14 protein-coding genes are annotated in these 17,453 nt (G+C 47.4%); 13 read left to right on the forward strand and 1 reads right to left on the reverse strand.

Annotation, left to right across the window (positions count from 1 at the left end):
* Window positions 1-8: 8 nt before the first annotated feature.
* From MHH49_RS11540 to MHH49_RS11600, 13 genes are all read left to right on the forward strand, one after another.
* The gene (locus MHH49_RS11540; RefSeq protein ID WP_339170288.1) at window positions 9-821 is read left to right on the forward strand and encodes a uroporphyrinogen-III synthase; all 813 of its coding nucleotides are present in this window, start codon (window positions 9-11) and stop codon (window positions 819-821) included.
* Between the two features lie 205 nt (window positions 822-1,026).
* Window positions 1,027-1,665 (forward strand): ThuA domain-containing protein, encoded by a 639-nt coding sequence (locus tag MHH49_RS11545; protein ID WP_076123974.1) that lies wholly within the window; start codon window positions 1,027-1,029, stop codon window positions 1,663-1,665.
* Between the two features lie 98 nt (window positions 1,666-1,763).
* A complete protein-coding gene (locus MHH49_RS11550; RefSeq protein WP_036681962.1) occupies window positions 1,764-2,111 on the forward strand; it encodes a phasin family protein in 348 nt (115 codons plus the stop codon).
* Window positions 2,112-3,779, forward strand: a complete 1,668-nt coding sequence (locus MHH49_RS11555) for an ABC1 kinase family protein (protein ID WP_076123972.1) — start codon at window positions 2,112-2,114, stop codon at window positions 3,777-3,779.
* A gap of 390 nt (window positions 3,780-4,169) precedes the next feature.
* Entirely contained in the window at window positions 4,170-5,969 is a 1,800-nt protein-coding gene (locus tag MHH49_RS11560) for a DEAD/DEAH box helicase (RefSeq protein ID WP_341138149.1), read from the forward strand.
* Between the two features lie 200 nt (window positions 5,970-6,169).
* Window positions 6,170-7,036: a M15 family metallopeptidase gene (locus tag MHH49_RS11565; protein WP_341138150.1), complete on the forward strand. Its 867-nt coding sequence runs from the start codon at window positions 6,170-6,172 to the stop codon at window positions 7,034-7,036.
* Between the two features lie 141 nt (window positions 7,037-7,177).
* Entirely contained in the window at window positions 7,178-7,654 is a 477-nt protein-coding gene (locus MHH49_RS11570; RefSeq protein WP_341138151.1) for a glutathione peroxidase, read from the forward strand.
* 248 nt (window positions 7,655-7,902) lie between these two features.
* Window positions 7,903-9,537 carry a formate--tetrahydrofolate ligase gene (locus MHH49_RS11575; protein ID WP_076301455.1) on the forward strand — a complete coding sequence of 545 codons (1,635 nt, stop codon included), beginning with the start codon at window positions 7,903-7,905 and terminating at the stop codon, window positions 9,535-9,537.
* Window positions 9,538-9,872: 335 nt separating this feature from the next.
* The gene (locus tag MHH49_RS11580) at window positions 9,873-11,237 is read left to right on the forward strand and encodes an FAD-dependent oxidoreductase (protein WP_076123965.1); all 1,365 of its coding nucleotides are present in this window, start codon (window positions 9,873-9,875) and stop codon (window positions 11,235-11,237) included.
* Window positions 11,238-12,880: 1,643 nt separating this feature from the next.
* On the forward strand, window positions 12,881-13,708 hold the full coding sequence (locus MHH49_RS11585; RefSeq protein WP_036681949.1) for a formate/nitrite transporter family protein: 828 nt from the start codon (window positions 12,881-12,883) through the stop codon (window positions 13,706-13,708).
* A gap of 459 nt (window positions 13,709-14,167) precedes the next feature.
* On the forward strand, window positions 14,168-15,388 hold the full coding sequence (locus MHH49_RS11590) for an MFS transporter (protein ID WP_076279115.1): 1,221 nt from the start codon (window positions 14,168-14,170) through the stop codon (window positions 15,386-15,388).
* Window positions 15,389-15,456: 68 nt separating this feature from the next.
* Complete coding sequence (locus tag MHH49_RS11595) at window positions 15,457-15,987, forward strand: GNAT family N-acetyltransferase (protein WP_076123959.1); 531 nt, start codon at window positions 15,457-15,459, stop codon at window positions 15,985-15,987.
* Window positions 15,968-16,612, forward strand: a complete 645-nt coding sequence (locus MHH49_RS11600) for an MOSC domain-containing protein (protein ID WP_340011526.1) — start codon at window positions 15,968-15,970, stop codon at window positions 16,610-16,612. The genes MHH49_RS11595 and MHH49_RS11600 overlap by 20 nt, the downstream gene beginning before the upstream one ends.
* 89 nt (window positions 16,613-16,701) lie before the next feature.
* On the opposite strand, the gene MHH49_RS11605 is transcribed toward MHH49_RS11600, so the two are convergent.
* Window positions 16,702-17,250: a GNAT family N-acetyltransferase gene (locus MHH49_RS11605; RefSeq protein WP_036681941.1), complete on the reverse strand. Its 549-nt coding sequence runs from the start codon at window positions 17,248-17,250 to the stop codon at window positions 16,702-16,704.
* Window positions 17,251-17,453 lie beyond the last annotated feature (203 nt).

A 17,453-nucleotide genomic window follows, 5' to 3' on the forward strand; every position in this document is an offset into this window, starting at 1 on the left:
AATAGGAAATGGCAGAGCAATTAAAAGGGTTCACTGTCGCCTTGGCGGGTCCACGCAAATCGGAAGAAATGGCCAAGCTGGTTCAGAATATGGGGGGAACGGCAGTATGCCGACCTGCTCAAGGGACTGTATTTCTAGATGATGAGGCATTGCAGGAAGGTTTGAATGCATGGATCAATCAGCCTCCTTACTTGGCGATCCTGACTACAGGGATGGGACTTGATGCTCTCTTCGATATGGCTGAGCGAATGGGGATCGAAGAACGTTTCTTAGAAGTACTTTCTGGTTCTATTATTGCCGCACGGGGTTATAAGACAGTGAATGCTTTGAAAAAAAGAGGACTTACGCCGGAGGTTCGTGACGACGACGGAAGTACAATCGGATTGATTCGTGGGCTTCAATCCCTGAATTTGCAGGGGAAAGAAGTCGTTCTTCAGCTGCACGGCGATCCAGCTCCTCATATGCTTGCATGGCTGCAGGAGGCTGGGGCTACTACCCGCCAAGTGCTGCCGTATCGCCATACCCCACCTGAGCCGGGCGAACTGGAAAGATTGCTTCTAGAAATCATATCAGGCAAAATTGATGCCGTGGCTTTTACGAGTGCACCACAGTTTCGTTTCCTCTGTCAATTTGCCCGGGAACAGGGAAAGCTGGAAGAAATGCTGAAGTCTTTTGAGGATAAAGTGCTTGCTGTTTCTGTAGGGCGGATTACCTCTGAGGCGCTTAAAGAAGAGGGCGTACAGCGTATCATTATGCCTGAGCATGAACGGATGGGAAGCATGATTGTAGAGCTAGGCAAATATGTGGCGGCGAATCGCTAAGTCACAAGTTGCGTCAGCTTTACACGAATGACGTTATCACACAGAAGCATTCCCGCCTGTTATCATGGCCGGGGATGCTTTTTTACCCGGAAAAATAAGCCCAAAGAGCAATATACCTGCCATCTGCATGGACATTCGCGGCAGTTTTCCTTAGAATATAGGCAACATGTGACGAATAATAACAACGAATAAGGAGGAGGATCCCATGGACAAGAGAAAATGTCTATTACTTGGTGATTACACCCATCCCCGGTTTCATCCACTTCAAGGAGTGGACCAACAAATTAGTGAGATCTTAAATGATTTATTAACCGTGCAATGTTCAGAAAATAAAAAATTAATGCGCATTGAGCATTTAGCAAGTTATGACCTATGTATTGCTTACAATGAATTGTGGAACGAAACAGTCTCCCCTCAACAAACGGCTGGTTTGCTCAGCTATGTAAGTGGAGGAGGCGGACTCATTGTTCTTCATACGGGAGCTTCGCTGACGAAACGTAACGAGCTTGCACAGCTAATCGGGGGTCGATTTAACGGACACACAGCTTACGAACCCCTGAACTTCAAAGTGCTAGAGCATGACATCACCGAAGGTGTGGAAGATTTCCAATTGGATGAGGAGCCCTATCATTTTGAATTTGACCCGTTCACAGAACGGACTATTCTGCTTCAATATGAATCTGAGGGGCAATGGATTCCAGCTGCATGGTGCCATAGCTATGGTTTAGGACGAGTAGTATTCCTTATGCCTGGTCATCATGAACCTTCCTTCCGTCATCCGGCACTACGTAAACTAATTCTACAGGCGGCTACTTGGGCTGCCCGTATTCCGGTCACTAACTAAGCAATGTTGTGTTTTTTTTGAAATACGTACACAGTGGGGTATACTTTAATCATAAACTCCGTTATGTAATGAAACGGAATCTTTGGGAGGAAAGTGCCATGAGTGATTTGTTTAAAAAAGCGATCTCTTTAGGAGTGGGCCTCACCATTGTCAGTAAGGAAAAAGTAGAGAAGGTTGTTGAAGAACTAGTGAAACGCGGGGAGCTTGCTCCTTCGGAATCTAGGGCTCTCGTCGATCGGCTAATTGAACGTGGTGAGGAAGAACGAGGCATGTTCAAATCTGCTGTACAAGAGCAAGTACAACGCGTGCTGAAGGAAATGAATGTGCCTGTACAAAACGATATTGCCGAGCTGGAAGGGCGAATTGCAGTATTGGAGCGCCGGTTGGCCGAGCTAGAGGGGATTTCTCATCTAGAGGGAACATCGGCGGAAACGCGTTCGGACTAAATGGCAGTACGCATTAGACATGCCGGACGTTACCGGGCAATCGCCATGGCGCTTATGCGCCATGGTTTTGGCTATATGGTGGAAGAGCTGGGGCTCTATCACTTACTATCCCTTCCACGTCGTCTTGTAACGCAGGAAGCACACACAAGCCTTACGCTTGGGGAGCGGATTCGGCTGGTGCTGGAGGATTTGGGTCCAACCTTTATTAAGCTGGGACAACTCGCCAGTACCCGTTCAGATCTGCTGCCTGATTCTATTATTCAGGAATTGGTAAAACTACAAGATAATGTGCCTCCTTTTCCTGTCGACCGCGTGCGCGCGATCATTGAGCAGGAACTGGATCAGCATATGGATGAAATCTTTAATTCTTTTGAGGATACGCCACTTGCTGCGGCATCCATCGGTCAGGTGCATAGGGCTGTGCTTCACAGTGGACAAGTCGTAGCTGTTAAAGTTCAACGTCCGGGTATTCTGCGAACGATGAGCAGGGATTTGGAAATTCTCAAAGATTTAAGCACGCTTGCTGAAAAGCGGCTCGCTTGGGCGAGGCAATATCAGCTGTGCCGTATGGTAGAGGAGTTCTCGAAATCGCTGCTTGGCGAGCTGGATTACAGCCAAGAGGGGCGTAATGCAGAGAAAATCGATCAGCAGATGGATTATGAGGGAGTGTACATCCCGGATATCTATTGGGACTATACGTCAACACGAGTGCTGACGATGGAATATGTGGTAGGGACAACGCTGAGTCGTCGCGATGAGTTGCTGAGTAAAGGCGTTAAGCTTAAAGCCATTGCTCAGCAACTTGTGGAGATGATGCTTAGACAAATCTTCATTCATGGTTTTTTCCATGCTGATCCTCATCCGGGCAATGTTATACGGATGGGTGATGGCAAGCTGGCTTTGATTGATTTTGGCATGATGGGTCGGCTGAATGAGGAGATGAAGGAGCAGCTGTCTGCACTTATTATCGCTCTGATGCGCAAAAATACGGATGCAATGGTCCGGGCAATTTTGCGTCTTGGAGTCATTCCTGAGGATGCTGATCGAAGTGCGCTGCATGATGATATGGATCGGCTGCGGGATGAATATTATGATGTTCCATTTAGCAAAATGAGTATAGGCAAAGCCCTGAATGATCTGTTCGGCATAGCGCGAAAACACCGTCTAGTGCTGCCGCCGGATTTGACGATGTTAGGGAAGACAATGCTCACGCTGGAGGGAGTCATCAGCAACTTAGATCCAACCATCAGTATTTTGGAGATGGCGGAACCCTTTGGGCGGGAACTTGTGAAGCAGCGCTTTAGCGGCAGTCGATTGCAGCGTAAGTTCCTGGGAGGCGTAGCCGACTTAACAGAGAGTCTGCTGGAGCTTCCTGGGCAGGCTAAGCAGTTATCCGCGCTGATCAGTAAGGGAAAGATAAAGGTGGAGATTGTGGCACCTGAGATGCAGAATCTGGAGCGTAAGCTGGACCGGGTAGGTAACCGTTTAGCATTCAGTATTGTGATGCTCGCGTTTAGCATCATCATGACAGGACTCATTATTGGTACTGCGATGCGTGGACAGCCTTCAGTGTTATGGAATTTCCCTACAGTGGAGGTTGGCAGCGTAGTGGCTCTTCTGATGTTCTTGTGGCTGATCTATGCGATTTTTAAATCGGGAAGGTTCTAGCTTAAGGGATTTGAATAATTATTCTTCAGCAGTTTCACACAAATGCCTTTCTATCAAGTACAATATAAAAGATAACTTTCTAAGCTTAACTTTACTTCTATTGTATAAAGTGGAATGGAACGCAAATGGAGTGCCGTCTTAACGTCCGGTGGATCGCTGCTGCCCAGAAACCGAACTTTGACCGCACTCTTTTAACGGGTCAAGGGATACATGGGACGGAAGGATGCCGGTGACGGTGTTCTTCCGCTTTTGTTTGAATATAGCTGAATCTGAAGCATATGCCCCAGAACAGGACAGCCTATGCAGGCTGCCTCATACAGGGCTTTTGAAGACGGAAGTTAAGAAAGAGATGTAATCAAATTAAACCGAGAAAATAGTGAGGTGGAGAATTTGCCGGGATTTAAAGATTTAGGAGTTTCAGAATTACTGTGTACATTGCTTCAAAGTCAAGGCATTGTTAAGCCTACGCCAGTGCAACAGGAAGCAATTCCGCCATTGGTGCAGGGCTTGGACGTAATAGCTAGAGCGAAGACAGGTACAGGGAAGACCTTGGCCTTTTTGCTGCCAATTATGGACAAGATCCATACGGAGCGGGCTTACCCTCAGGCGCTGATTATGGCTCCAACACGTGAGCTGGCTTTGCAAATTACAGAAGAGGCACGCAAGCTGGCGCGTCATACGGATATCAAAATATTGGCGGTTTACGGTGGTCAAGATGTAGAGAAGCAACTGCGCAAGCTGGAAGGCGGCAGACATCTTATCATCGGTACACCGGGCAGACTTTTGGATCATATGCGCCGGGAGACGCTGGATCTTAGCGGCGTAAAAATGCTCGTTCTGGATGAAGCCGATCAAATGCTGCACATGGGCTTCTTGGAGGATGTTGAGACCATCATTACGGCTGTGCCTTATCGTCGTCAGACTATGTTGTTCTCCGCGACAATGCCTGATCCGATTAAACGTCTCGCTGCTAATTACATGAAAGAGCCACTGGATATCATCATTAAGAGTGGTTCGCCGATTCCGCTGGATAATATCAAACAGCAAGTAGTGGAATGCTCGGACCGTAATAAAGAAGAAGCGCTCAAATCCCTCATTGAACGGGATCGTCCTTACTTGGCTATTATTTTCTGCCGGACGAAACGACGGGTATCCAATTTGAACGAAGCGCTGCAAGCAGCCGGTTATGAATGTGACGAGCTGCACGGTGATTTGTCCCAAGGTAAACGTGAAGGCGTGATGAAAAGATTCCGTGATGCGAAGCTGCAGCTGCTTGTAGCGACAGACGTAGCAGCTCGGGGTCTGGATGTTGAAGGTATTACTCACATCTTTAACTATGATATGCCGCTTGATGTGGATAGCTATATTCACCGGATCGGCCGGACTGGCCGTGCTGGAGGCAAAGGGCTTGCAATTACTTTCGTATCTCCACGTGATCAAGAGGGTCTGGATTTGATCGAGCATGGCATCTCGCAGCGGCTGGATCGCCGCCGTTACGAGAAGGATGAATTCGGCGTTGGCGAATTCATCCCTGTGCAAGGCGGCGGACGCCACGGCGGTCGCCAAAGCGGCGGCGCTGAAGCAGCGCGCACGGGCCGCGGGCCGAAGACCGGCGGCTCTGGCCGCGGCGGAGCTCCGCGCGGCGAAGGCGGAGCGCGGCAAGGCGGCCGTGGCCGCGGTAAAGAAGCAGGCGGCTGGGGCGCGCCTGCAGAAGGTCGCCGCGGTCGTTCCGATGCGGCGGCGGGCAAGCGTGGCGGCAGCGGCTATGACGCTGCTGCTCCTAAGGGCGGCGGCAAGGCTGCCGGCGTAGTGCGAGTAGGCGGCGGCTATGGCGCCTTCGCCTCCCGAGGCGAAGCGTCTGCCAGCGGTAACGCGGCAATGCCTAGCGCCGGTTCGCGCGGTGCGAACCGGAAGGGCGGACCAAGCACTGGCTACAGTGAGAACGTAGCTAGAGGTGCGGACGGCGGTGCCTACACTGGAGGCACTCCACGTGGCGGCTTAGGCAGCGGCTACGGTGCAGGCCCGTCTAGAGGCGGCAAAGGTGGTAAAGGCAGCAAAGGCGGATACGCCGGTGCCAAGGGTGGCGCTGCTGGCAAAGGCGGCCGCAACAGCGGCGGCGGATCTTCACGCGGTGGCCGTAGCAATGGATCCGGTGGCTTTAAAAGCGGCGGTCGCGGCACTTCCAGATAAAGTTAGTAGAGTTTTATAGATGAAACTTGTTACCATAGGGTAGTTAGCGCTGAAGCTAATGACCTATGGTAACCTTTATTTTATAGCGTGGAACATATTGATTTTTATATTAAAAATAGGTTCTTAGTGAAACATTTATGAAGGAAAGCCTGTCTAATAGATAAATAGAATGTTCGGCTTCGAGGAGGAAGAACTTACAGATGTCAAAAAAATTTAAAATTATAATCTTGTTAATTGTCGTTATTGCTGTCGGTTGGGGAATAGGAAAGTACACGTCTCCTTCTGCTTCGGAGAGTAACGGTTCAAATATAAATGTGGGGGATAATCTTCAAGGTGAGCCTGGGGAGACGGGGGAAAGTGATGGAGGGGGGATTACAGACCCGGCAGTAGCTGATCCATCGGATACAACAGATCCATCAGAACCCTCTAGTCCGCCTGAATCAGGCGGTGATAATGCAGGTAGTGTTCCAGATCCTATATCTGCAGAGCCTGATAGTATTACAGTGATGGTAAATAAGCAGTATGGTTTGCCTGATAATTATAAACCAACGGATCTTGTCTATCCTGATGTCCGGTTTACCTTCAAAGAGAAAATCGAAAAGCGTATGATGCGCAGCGAAGCCGCTAAAGCCTTGGAGAAGATGTTCGCAGGTGCAGAGGAAGACGGAATTTATTTAGCAGGCGTTTCTGCCTACCGCTCACAGGCAACCCAGACGACTTTGTATGACCGTTATGTGGAGAGAGATGGGGAAGAAAAAGCCCGTACTTACAGTGCAGTCCCTGGCTATAGCGAGCATCAGACCGGGCTGGCTATTGATGTTTCGGGAAGTGATGGCAAGTGTGCCGCCGAGAGTTGTTTTGGTGGGACGAAGGAAGCCGAGTGGTTGGCCAAGCATGTAGGGGAATATGGTTTTATCATCAGATATCCTGAAGGTAAGCAAGACATTACCGGATATAAGTACGAGCCTTGGCATATCCGTTATGTAGGTAAGGACATTGCTGCCTATATCAATGAGAAGGATATTACGTTGGAAGAATATTATGACGCAATTCCGGTATCGAAATAACACAGACGCAGAGAGCAGTCCTATGAAATTTGTAGGGCTGCTTTTTCTATGGCTATAAAAAGAGTTCAGAAGTTGCATTCCCTTACAGTTCGGGTAAGATACGTAGTGTAGTCTAAGTAAAAGGAGAGAAGGGGAATAAAGATGTCGATCTACAGTTTTGCCGGCGTTACACCTTCGGGTAAAGAAGTGCCGTTTGCGGAGTATGAAGGTAAGGTGCTGCTGATTGCTAATACGGCTAGTAAGTGCGGACTTACGCCACAGTATGGAGATCTTCAGAAACTATACGAACAGTATAGCGATCAAGGACTTGTAGTATTAGGATTCCCCTGCAACCAGTTTGCGGGCCAGGAGCCAGGTACGAGTGAAGAGGCTGAGGAATTCTGTCAGATTAATTATGGAGTTACCTTTCCGGTATTCGCCAAAGTTGATGTTAATGGACCGGATGCCAGCCCGCTTTTCAATTATTTGAAGGAGCAGCAGCCTGGTGCTGGAGACAGCAGCGACATTAGCTGGAATTTCACCAAATTTCTTATTGATCGCAGCGGCAATGTAGTGGCTCGTGTGGAGCCCAAAGAATCGCCGGAAACGATGAAACAACATATTGAGTCACTACTGTAGATCCATTATGGGGTCAGTTGCAGAGTGATCTTCCAAGTATCCCTTCGACTCGGTTTCGACCGATGCTCGCGGGGATTTTCTTTTTTTAAAGGATTAATGGAGATTGCCTTGAATTTTTATTGTGATAAATTATACTTGACGCTTTAAAAAGACGATGTATCCTTTGAAGAGAATATAGCAACTGAGCGAACATGCATAAAAAAGCGGAGTACAGCAGGATAATAACGGCAGGAGGGTTTTATACAAGCATGAAGTTAATTACAGAGGTAGCAGCACAAGCAGGAATCGACGAGCAGCATCTGGAACTATACGGCAAATATAAAAGCAAACTCTCACCTTCCTTATGGGAGGATATGAAAAACAAGCCAGATGGCAAGCTGGTTCTGGTCACTGCGGTGAATCCGACCCCTGCTGGCGAGGGTAAGACCTTAACAACCATCGGGTTGGCGCAGGCAATGAATGCAGCAGGAGTGAAGACCGTGGCTGCTTTACGTGAGCCCTCGCTTGGGCCTTGCTTAGGGATGAAGGGCGGCGCAACAGGCGGCGGGAAGTCGCAGATTGTTCCGGCTGATGAGATTAATTTGCACTTTACCGGTGACATTCATGCGGTAACTTCTGCGCATAATTTATTGTCCGCAATGATTGACAATCATATCTTCCAAGGCAATGAGCTGGGACTGGATCCGCAGCGTATCGTTTGGAAACGTGTCATGGATATGAACGACCGCAGCCTGCGCAGTATTGTGACTGGGCTCGGGGACGGAAATGGAGCGGTACGGGAAAGTGGCTTTCAGATTACAACGGCTTCTGAGATTATGGCTGTGTTATGCTTATGCGATAACCTTATTGATCTCAAGAAGCGTTTAAACCGTATTCTGATTGGATATGACCAAGAGGGACAACCGGTAACAGCCGAGCAAATCGGGGCCGTTGAAGCGATGACAGCGCTGCTTAAGGAAGCAGTTAAGCCAAACTTGGTACAGACTCTGGAAGGTACGCCTGTTATTGTGCACGGGGGGCCGTTTGCGAATATCGCTCATGGCTGCAGCAGTGTTATTGGCACTCGTTATGCCCTTAAGCTGGGAGATGTTGTGGTCACCGAAGCAGGCTTCGGAGCGGATCTTGGTGCAGAGAAATTCATGGATATCAAATGCCAACAGGCCGGGTTAACCCCTTCTGCTGCTGTTCTTGTCGTAACTGTTAAGTCCTTAAAATATAACGGTGGTGTGCCTAAAGGCGAGCTTCTAACCGAGAATCGGACGGCGCTGCGCGCGGGATTGGTGAACTTAGAACGTCATGTAGAGAATCTTGGTAAATTTGGAGTCCCTGTTTTAGTTGCCATAAATCATTTTGAAGGGGACAGTGAGGGCGAGATTAATGATGTATTGGAGGCCTGCCGCAATTTAAACGTGCCAGCTGCGATCTCAAAAGTATGGGCGGAAGGTAGTGCAGGTGGACAGGAGCTGGCTTCTGAACTGAACAAGCTCTTGGACAATAGTGGTCCGAGCCAGTTTGCTCCTCTGTATGAGAAGGATCTCGACATTTCATCCAAAATCAACAAAATTGTCCATGAGATCTACCGCGGGGCAGAAGTGAATTTTTCCCCGGCGGCTAAGCGGAGTCTGGCGGTTATCGAGCGGCTTGGGCTAAATGATCTTCAAGTATGTTTGGCGAAGACGCCTTATTCCTTCTCCGACCAGCCTAGACTCCTCGGAGCACCGGAAGGCTTTACGATTGGTGTCCGAGATATTACCCTTTCGCTTGGTGCAGGTTTTGCGGTAGTTATTACAGGCAATATCGTTACGATGCCAGGTCTGCCAGCTAAGCCAGCCGCTGAGGGACTATGGATGGATGAGGACGGAGAGATTCACGGTTTGGTGTAAAAGTGTTTTAATAAAAGGCTTCTCCTTGTTGGTATTAGAGGGGAGGCCTTTTTTTATGCTTCCTTTGGATTCCTGCAAATGCGGATCATAATGTACCTCCCACGTGGCAAAGCTAACGGAGTCGCATTCGGCAGCAGTGGCGGAAAAAAACTTAAAATTGTGAACAATATGAGGATATAGGTAAAAAAGACTTGCAATGTGATAAATATCACAATATAATCAGTTTATAAAGTGAAATAAATCACAACTAACCCATTGTTGATCAGATTCCATCATTGATCGGTCATGCAAGTCAAATATATAACCCGATTGTCCATTTGAAGGAGGAAGAAATAATGAAAGTAGCTGTCATTGGATGTACCCATGCCGGAACCGCCGCAATTGTGAATACTGCTCAACTTTACCCGGATGCCGAGATTACTGTATATGAGCGTAATGATAATATTTCCTTCTTATCCTGTGGGATTGCCTTGTATGTAGGTGGAGTGGTTAAAGACCCAGAGGGGCTATTCTATTCTTCACCAGAAAAGCTTGCAGAGCTTGGCGTAAAGACCAATATGCGTCATGAAGTAACTGCAGTGGATACGAAGTCCAAAACATTGCGTGTACGCAATCTGGAGACAGGCCACGAGTTCGCTGATACCTACGATAAGCTGATTATGACTACAGGTTCATGGCCGATTGTGCCGAAGCTTGAAGGATTTGAACTCGAGGGGATTTTACTTTCCAAGAACTATGATCATTCCAACACTATTATAGAAAAAGCTAAACAAGCAAATAAAATCACCGTCGTCGGCGCTGGATATATCGGCGTAGAACTGGTGGAAGCTTTTCAAATGAATGGCAAGCAAGTTACACTAATTGATGGTGAAGATCGCATTCTGAGTAAATATCTGGACCAGGAATTTACTGCACCGATCGAACAATCTTTTCAGGATCATGGGATTAAATTGGCACTGAATGAGAAGGTTAGCTCTTTTGCAGGCAAAGACGGTAAGGTAACAAAGGTTATTACAAGCAAAGGTGAGCATGAGACAGATCTGGTCATTCTCTGCATTGGTTTCCGTCCTAATACTGAACTCTTAAAAGGTCAAGTCGATATGCTGCCTAATGGTGCCATTGTAGTCAATAACTATATGCAGACTAGCTGCCCGGATGTATATGCCGCTGGCGACAGCTGTGCGATTCATTACAACCCTACAGGCAAACACGCCTATATCCCACTGGCAACCAATGCCGTACGGATGGGAACCTTAGTTGCGCGCAACTTGGTAACAGAGACCATTCCTTATATGGGTACACAAGGAACTTCGGGCATTAAGATTTATGAAGACAATATCGCTGCAACAGGGCTTACTGAAGAAGGAGCTAAGGCTGAAGGAATGGACGTAGAAACCGCCATGATTATTGATAACTACCGTCCAGAATTTATGCCCACCTTTGAGCAGGTTCAGTTAAAAGTAGTGTTTGATCGCGCCACACGCCGTATTCTCGGGGCTCAAATTATGTCCAAGATGGATCTGACGCAATCGATCAACACAGTGTCTGTATGTATTCAAAATCAAATGACAATCGACCAACTTGCCTTTATCGATTTCTTCTTCCAACCGCATTACAACAAACCTTGGAACTTCCTGAATACAGTAGGTCTTCAAGCGCTGCCGACAACAGTACCAAGCAAAGAGGCTGTAACGGTTTAAAAAGGGACGTTGTTCCTGAGTGATTTATCGACGAAAAAGACAACCTTATAAAGCTTGAGAAGCAGCGATCCTCCTGTTACGGGAGGATCGCTGCTTTTTTTGTTAGGTGCTGAATAGCTGCTTGGGTAGATGCAATCCAATGGCTTCGGTGATGGTAGCAAGCCAAATATGCTCAAAAGCTACGTATAAGGTCAACTGAGTCCGATCGTGGTAAGTCACCGCCCTCCGCAGAAGATTTCGGACTCAGAAGCCGCTAATTAGCAAATAATCGCCGTTTGAGCGTGGTTTCGGACTCCAATGCAGCTATTACATAGAATGAGTTACAACTAGTGTGTTTTTGGTGCTAATAGCGACTATGGGGTCCGATAGCGAGCCAAATGTGCTCAAAAGCTACGAATAGGGTCAACTGAGTCCGATCGTGCCGAGTCATCGCCCTCTGCAGAAGCTTTCGGACTCAGAAGCCGCTAATTAGCAAATAATTGCCGTTTGAGCGTGATTTCGGACTCCAGTGCAGCTATTACATAGAATGGGGTACAAACAGTGTGTTTTTCGTGCCAATAGCGACTATGGGGTCCGATAGCGAATCAAATGTGCTCAAAAGCTACGTATAAGGTCAACTGAGTCCGATCGTGCGGAGTCACCGCCCACCTCAGAATTTTCCAGACTCAGAAGCCGCTATATAGCAAATAATCGCCGTTTGAGCGTGATTTCGGACTCCAGTGCAGCTATTACATAGAATGAGGTACAACTAGTGTGTTTTTGGTGCTAATAGCGACTATGGGGTCCGATAGCGAGCCAAATGTGCTCAAAAGCTACGAATAGGGTCAACTGAGTCCGATCGTGCCGAGTCATCGCCCCCCGCAGAAGCTTTCGGACTCAGAAGCCGCTAATTAGCAAATAATCGCCGTTTGAGCGTGGTTTCGGACTCCAATGCAGCTATTACATAGAATGAGGTACAACTAGTGTGTTTTTCGTGCCAATAGCGACTATGGGGTCCTATAGCGAGCCAAATGTGCTCAAAAGCTACGTATAAGGTCAACTGAGTCCGATCGTGCCGAGTCACCGCCCTCCTCAGAATTTTTCGGACTCAGAAGCCGCTAATTAGCAAATAATCGCCTTTTGAGCGTGATTTCGGACTCCAGTGCAGCTATTACATAGAACGAGGTAAAACTAGTGTGTTTTTCGTGCCAATAGCGACTATGGGGTCCGATAGCAAGCCAAATGTGCTCAAAAGTTACGATTAGGGTCATCTCGGTCCAATGTCCGGGTGTGGGCCAAATATGCTCAAAAGCTACGATTAGAGTCATCCGAGTCCGATAGAATGCCGATAGTGAAGTATGACTATAGTGAGGTATGACTCCAGTTAGGTATAGCTCCAGTGAGATATAGCTGCATATAGGGTCAACGGTGTCCGATAGCTGCTGCGTACGCTCAAATGTAATCCAACGAAACAAGATATGCTGGCTTAGCCGGTCATACACAAACTTCTATTTGTGCACAGGTCGCAGTAAATTTGACATGTCAGTGAAAACTTTCACTTAGTTTTCTCAAAGTGATAATTATCACGTTAATGTGTTTTACGACACGCTACAATGGTCATAAAGGAACAAATTTGAAGTAAATAGATGAAGGGGATAGGAACCATGGCTTATAGCAAACCGCAGCAAATTGCCGAAGTAACTGTAGAGAACGGCATAAAAAAAGCTCATAATCCGCTAAGTACCGTACTTATTCTGGGCTTTTTGGGAGGAGCGTTTATTGCGCTCGGGTTTTTATTAGATATTCGCGTCATTGCTGGCGCACCACAGGAATGGGGTTCCATTGCTAACTTTATCGGAGCCGCAGTCTTCCCCGTTGGGCTGATCATGGTACTCCTTGCAGGTGGAGAACTACTGACAGGGAATATGATGGCCGTGCCGCTTGCTTTTATGGCTAAGAAGATTTCTTTCTGGGAAGTTGTGAAGAATCTTTTGCTCATTACGATTAGTAATCTGGCAGGGGCATTATTTGTAGCTTATTTCTTCGGTCATGTGGTGGGTTTAACTTCAGAGGGTGTGTATTTAGAAAAATTGGTGGATATGGCTGGTCATAAAATCGATGCAGAATTCTTTCCGGCATTTGTTTCGGGTATCGGCTGTAACTGGCTCGTTGCGCTGGCCGTATGGCTCTCCTATGGAGCAGATAACTTCAGCGGCAAAATCCTTGGTATTTGGTTCCCAACGATGGCCTTTGTTGCGATCGGATTCCAGCACGTTGTAGCTAACATGTTCCTAATTCCAGCAGCTATTTTTGAAGGTTACTATTCATGGGGGCAATACTTCACTAACTTTGTTCCCGTCTGGCTCGGAAATCTAACGGGTGGGGCAATATTTGTCGCAGCTGCCTATTGGATGGCATACTTGCGTAAAGCACCTACGGCTATTCAATCCGTAGATAGCATGTCCGGCAGCAGTGTCAAAAAACACGCTTAAGCTCGTCTTATAGAGCACTCCATAGAACATTCAAGGTCTGCCTTATTGGTGGCGTTAATGTTTTAGGGGTGCTTTTTGTTATGTAGACACAAAAAATCCGCCGTGATTTATCCGCGCTCGGGGGAACGAAATCGGATCACGGCGAATTTTGAAGGGGGAGTGTTTCTAGGCTCTATTACCCCGTCTTTCTAAAAGCGAATCAGTTTCTTCTTGTTTAGTTTGCTTTACGGACGACAGCCACGGCTTTAAAATAAGAATAGATATTAGAACTAGGGAGGACTGCGGACGTGAACCCCAAGGGAGACGGGATATTTCATGCGATATGTGCGTCTTATCCTCTAGATTTCATGCGTACTTTATCACGATAAAACGTCAATGTGTATGCTTGCTCATAGCCCTGTTTTGGGATGATACTGGATGAATTAATGACACATATATAACAGGGGATGTACACTACTTATGAAGTTTTTACAGGCATATCCAAAAGAAGTGAAAATATTTCTAATTGCCAGCCTAATTAACGCAACAGGTAGTGCGCTGATGTGGCCGCTCGTTACGATGTATGTATTTGATGAGCTTGGACGCAGCATGTCAGATGCTGGACTGGTGATTCTTATTCAATCGGTTGGTGGGATCGTGGGTCAACTACTCGGGGGCTCACTCTATCATAAGGTAGGCGTTAACCGGCTGATTGTCGGAGCGCTCGCCATGAATGCTTTGGCACTGTTCACCTTGCCGGCAGCTAGTAACAACTGGACGTTATTTATGGTAGCAATGGGACTGGTAGGATTATTTAATTCCTTATCATTACCTGCCATTCAGGCATTTATCGGCTTTCGTTTCACGAAGCAGCGTGGTGAGCTGTTTAATGTTATTTATGTCGCCAATAATATTGGTGTAGCACTGGGGACGGCATTAAGCGGGTTTTTGGCCGATATTTCCTATATGCTAAGCTTTGTAATGAATGGTGTAACTTCGGCGGTATTTGCGGGTTTCTTTTTTATATATCTGAAGAAAATCGGTGGAGAACCTGCGCATGAGGTAATGGGGCATCAGAAGAATGAACCAGAGAAACAATCCACGTGGAAGCTAATGGGGCATACTCGTATTTATCTTTATATGGGGATCGGTTCTTTGTTCCTGCTTCTCGGTAACTCTATCTGGAATACAGGGGTATCTCCGTTCATTATTTCAGAGGGCTGGCCTAAGAAAACTTATGGTTTTCTCTGGACACTGAACGGTATTTTGATTTTTGCAGCTCAGCCATTGGTAACAATGATTAAGCGCTGGTTCGCGTCTACCTCAACGGCGCAAATGACTGCAAGTGCCCTGTTTTATTTGGGTGGCTATGCGTTTCTTTTGTGGATGCCTAATTATCCTGGCTTAGTTCTTGGAATGGTGCTTGCTACACTGGGAGAAATGCTGATTTCTCCAGCGATGCCATCCTTTATCTCGGATCATGCGGGGCGCAGCGCACCGTTTTATTTGGGACTAAGCGGAGGGATTGGTGCAGTCGGGAGAGTCATTGGCCCTTACTTCATGGGCAGACTGTATGATAGTGGTGGTTTGGCACCAACAGCCTGGCTGGCCTGTGCGATGGCGCTGCTGTCTGTAGGATTTTTCGTCATCCATGCTTTATTCAATCGTAAAGGCCATTCGTTAGAGCGGTCCCTAGGATAACTATACACAGTGGATTCCAACATCTGCTGTGAATTCTATAGAGGTGCAAGGCAAGGGGTGTACATCTTATGAAACAAATCAACAAGGCAAGGTTAACTATTAGACCCTCAGAGATTAAAGACGTGCGAGAACTGATTGATCTGGACCATCTGATTTGGACAGAGGATACTAGCCCGGGACCTATGTTGTGGCGCTCACAAGAAGATTTCTTACTGAATGCTCCCCCGGGATCACAGCTCGTAGCGCTGCAAGATGACAAGCTATGTGGATATGTCGGGTTTGGCTGCCCTAGTAGAATGGAGAGCAACCGGCATGTGTGCGAGGTTAATATTGCTGTTCATCCGAACTATCAACGTTTAGGCATCGGCCGGCAGCTCATGGAAGCCATTAAGGAACACGCTGCGGCGCATGCTATTCGTAAGCTTCGTCTGCGTGTATTATCCTGCAATGAATCAGCGATTTCTTTTTACCGGGAATGCGGTTTTGTGGAAGAGGGGCGTCTGCGGGAGGAGTTTTATCTTGGCGGTCGTTATGTGGATGAGATATTTATGAGCTGCATGCTGACAGGAGGAAATGGATATGGAGATCGTCTCGCTTAATGTCGGTCGGCCGGTGACGGTGGATTATCGGGGAAAACCTTTGGAGACCGGAATTTATAAAACGCCTGTAGATGGATCAGTTCAGCTACATACCAATGGATTTGTTGGAGATGGCCAGGCAGATCTTAAACATCATGGAGGTCCTGACAAGGCGGTATGCGCCTATCCCATTGAGCACTATCCGTATTGGGAACAGCAGATGGGAAAGAAACTGGAGTACTCGGCTTTTGGAGAAAATATCACCACAACGGGTCTACTGGAGACAGAGGTGTGTATTGGCGATGTATATGAAATAGGCACCACTTTGCTTCAGGTTAGCCAACCACGATACCCTTGCTTCAAAATCTCACAAAAGCATGGACCCGCAGATCTACCGGCTCAAGTTCTGGATACAAGGTATAGCGGATTTTACTTACGTGTACTTCGTGAAGGAATGATTTCAACCGGCGATGCAATTGTCAAAAAAGAAAACGGAGACAGCAATGCTTCCGTGGCGCATGTACTGCATTTAATGCAGGTTGGGCTGCAAGAGGAAGCTGCTCTGGCAGAGCTTGTGGAGCTGGAAGCTCTCTCAGCCGTAGTACGGAACAAGTTTCGAAAACAACTGGGTATGCCAGAGATCTAATCTTGGTCTGCACAATAAAATAAACCTGGGGGCGTATGCCGGCCAGGTTTATTTCTGCTTGCGTGTTTGTATAACTTTCCTTAATCAACTTAGCCGAGCAGTTGCCACTCACTACGCAATAAACCATATACGGCGTGATTCACGTAGCCATCGGGCAGCTTTTCTGCCTGTCTGATCACACCTTCGAGCACAAAACCAAGCCGTTCAGGAATTGCCCGGCTAGTTACGTTGGCGGTTGCGCAGCGAATTTCTACCCGCTGCAGCTCCATTTCCAGCAGGGCGTAGTCTACTAGAACTCGGCAGGCACTGGTCATATAACCTTTGCCTTCATATCCATCACCAAGCCAATAACCAATCCCTACGGAACGGTTATGCCAGTCAATCTGGTGATACCCAATGACGCCAGCGAGCTCGCCGCGGACCCAAAGTCCAGCAGTGAAGGCGCCATTGTCGGTGCCTTGTTTTATAGCATTTTTAATGAAATTAAGGGTGTGATCCTGTTCCGTAACGGCATCAACCCAAGGAAGCCATTGCCTAAGTCGTTCCCGCGAGCGCTCCACTAACGCGAATATGTGCCTAGCATGCTCAGGCATGAGTGGCTTTAAGATAAGCTCTTCGTCGATGACATAATTAAACAAGCAGTTGCCTCCTTTTCGGCACAAGGCCTTATGTATGATTATGGATTTTTTCTTATGATTATCATGCTACTCTATCGCCCGCAGAGAAGTCAAAAGGTCTAAAGATGCTAAAAATTGATCCAGGCCATGTGCCCCCTTTTATTGAACAATCTACAGTTAACGGGTATATTAGTAGGAAACATGTTTATACAAGAAGTAGTGTA

The organism is Paenibacillus sp. FSL F4-0122, from assembly GCF_038002845.1.
In the GTDB taxonomy this organism is placed as follows: Bacteria; Bacillota; Bacilli; order Paenibacillales; family Paenibacillaceae; genus Paenibacillus_AQ; species Paenibacillus_AQ odorifer.

Coding starts and splice junctions, on each gene's coding strand:
- MHH49_RS11540 (WP_339170288.1), top strand. CDS start 9: ATGGCAGAGCAATTAAAAGGGTTCACTGTCGCCTTGGCGGGTCCACGC.
- MHH49_RS11545 (WP_076123974.1), top strand. CDS start 1,027: ATGGACAAGAGAAAATGTCTATTACTTGGTGATTACACCCATCCCCGG.
- MHH49_RS11550 (WP_036681962.1), top strand. CDS start 1,764: ATGAGTGATTTGTTTAAAAAAGCGATCTCTTTAGGAGTGGGCCTCACC.
- MHH49_RS11555 (WP_076123972.1), top strand. CDS start 2,112: ATGGCAGTACGCATTAGACATGCCGGACGTTACCGGGCAATCGCCATG.
- MHH49_RS11565 (WP_341138150.1), top strand. CDS start 6,170: ATGTCAAAAAAATTTAAAATTATAATCTTGTTAATTGTCGTTATTGCT.
- MHH49_RS11570 (WP_341138151.1), top strand. CDS start 7,178: ATGTCGATCTACAGTTTTGCCGGCGTTACACCTTCGGGTAAAGAAGTG.
- MHH49_RS11575 (WP_076301455.1), top strand. CDS start 7,903: ATGAAGTTAATTACAGAGGTAGCAGCACAAGCAGGAATCGACGAGCAG.
- MHH49_RS11580 (WP_076123965.1), top strand. CDS start 9,873: ATGAAAGTAGCTGTCATTGGATGTACCCATGCCGGAACCGCCGCAATT.
- MHH49_RS11585 (WP_036681949.1), top strand. CDS start 12,881: ATGGCTTATAGCAAACCGCAGCAAATTGCCGAAGTAACTGTAGAGAAC.
- MHH49_RS11590 (WP_076279115.1), top strand. CDS start 14,168: ATGAAGTTTTTACAGGCATATCCAAAAGAAGTGAAAATATTTCTAATT.
- MHH49_RS11595 (WP_076123959.1), top strand. CDS start 15,457: ATGAAACAAATCAACAAGGCAAGGTTAACTATTAGACCCTCAGAGATT.
- MHH49_RS11600 (WP_340011526.1), top strand. CDS start 15,968: ATGGAGATCGTCTCGCTTAATGTCGGTCGGCCGGTGACGGTGGATTAT.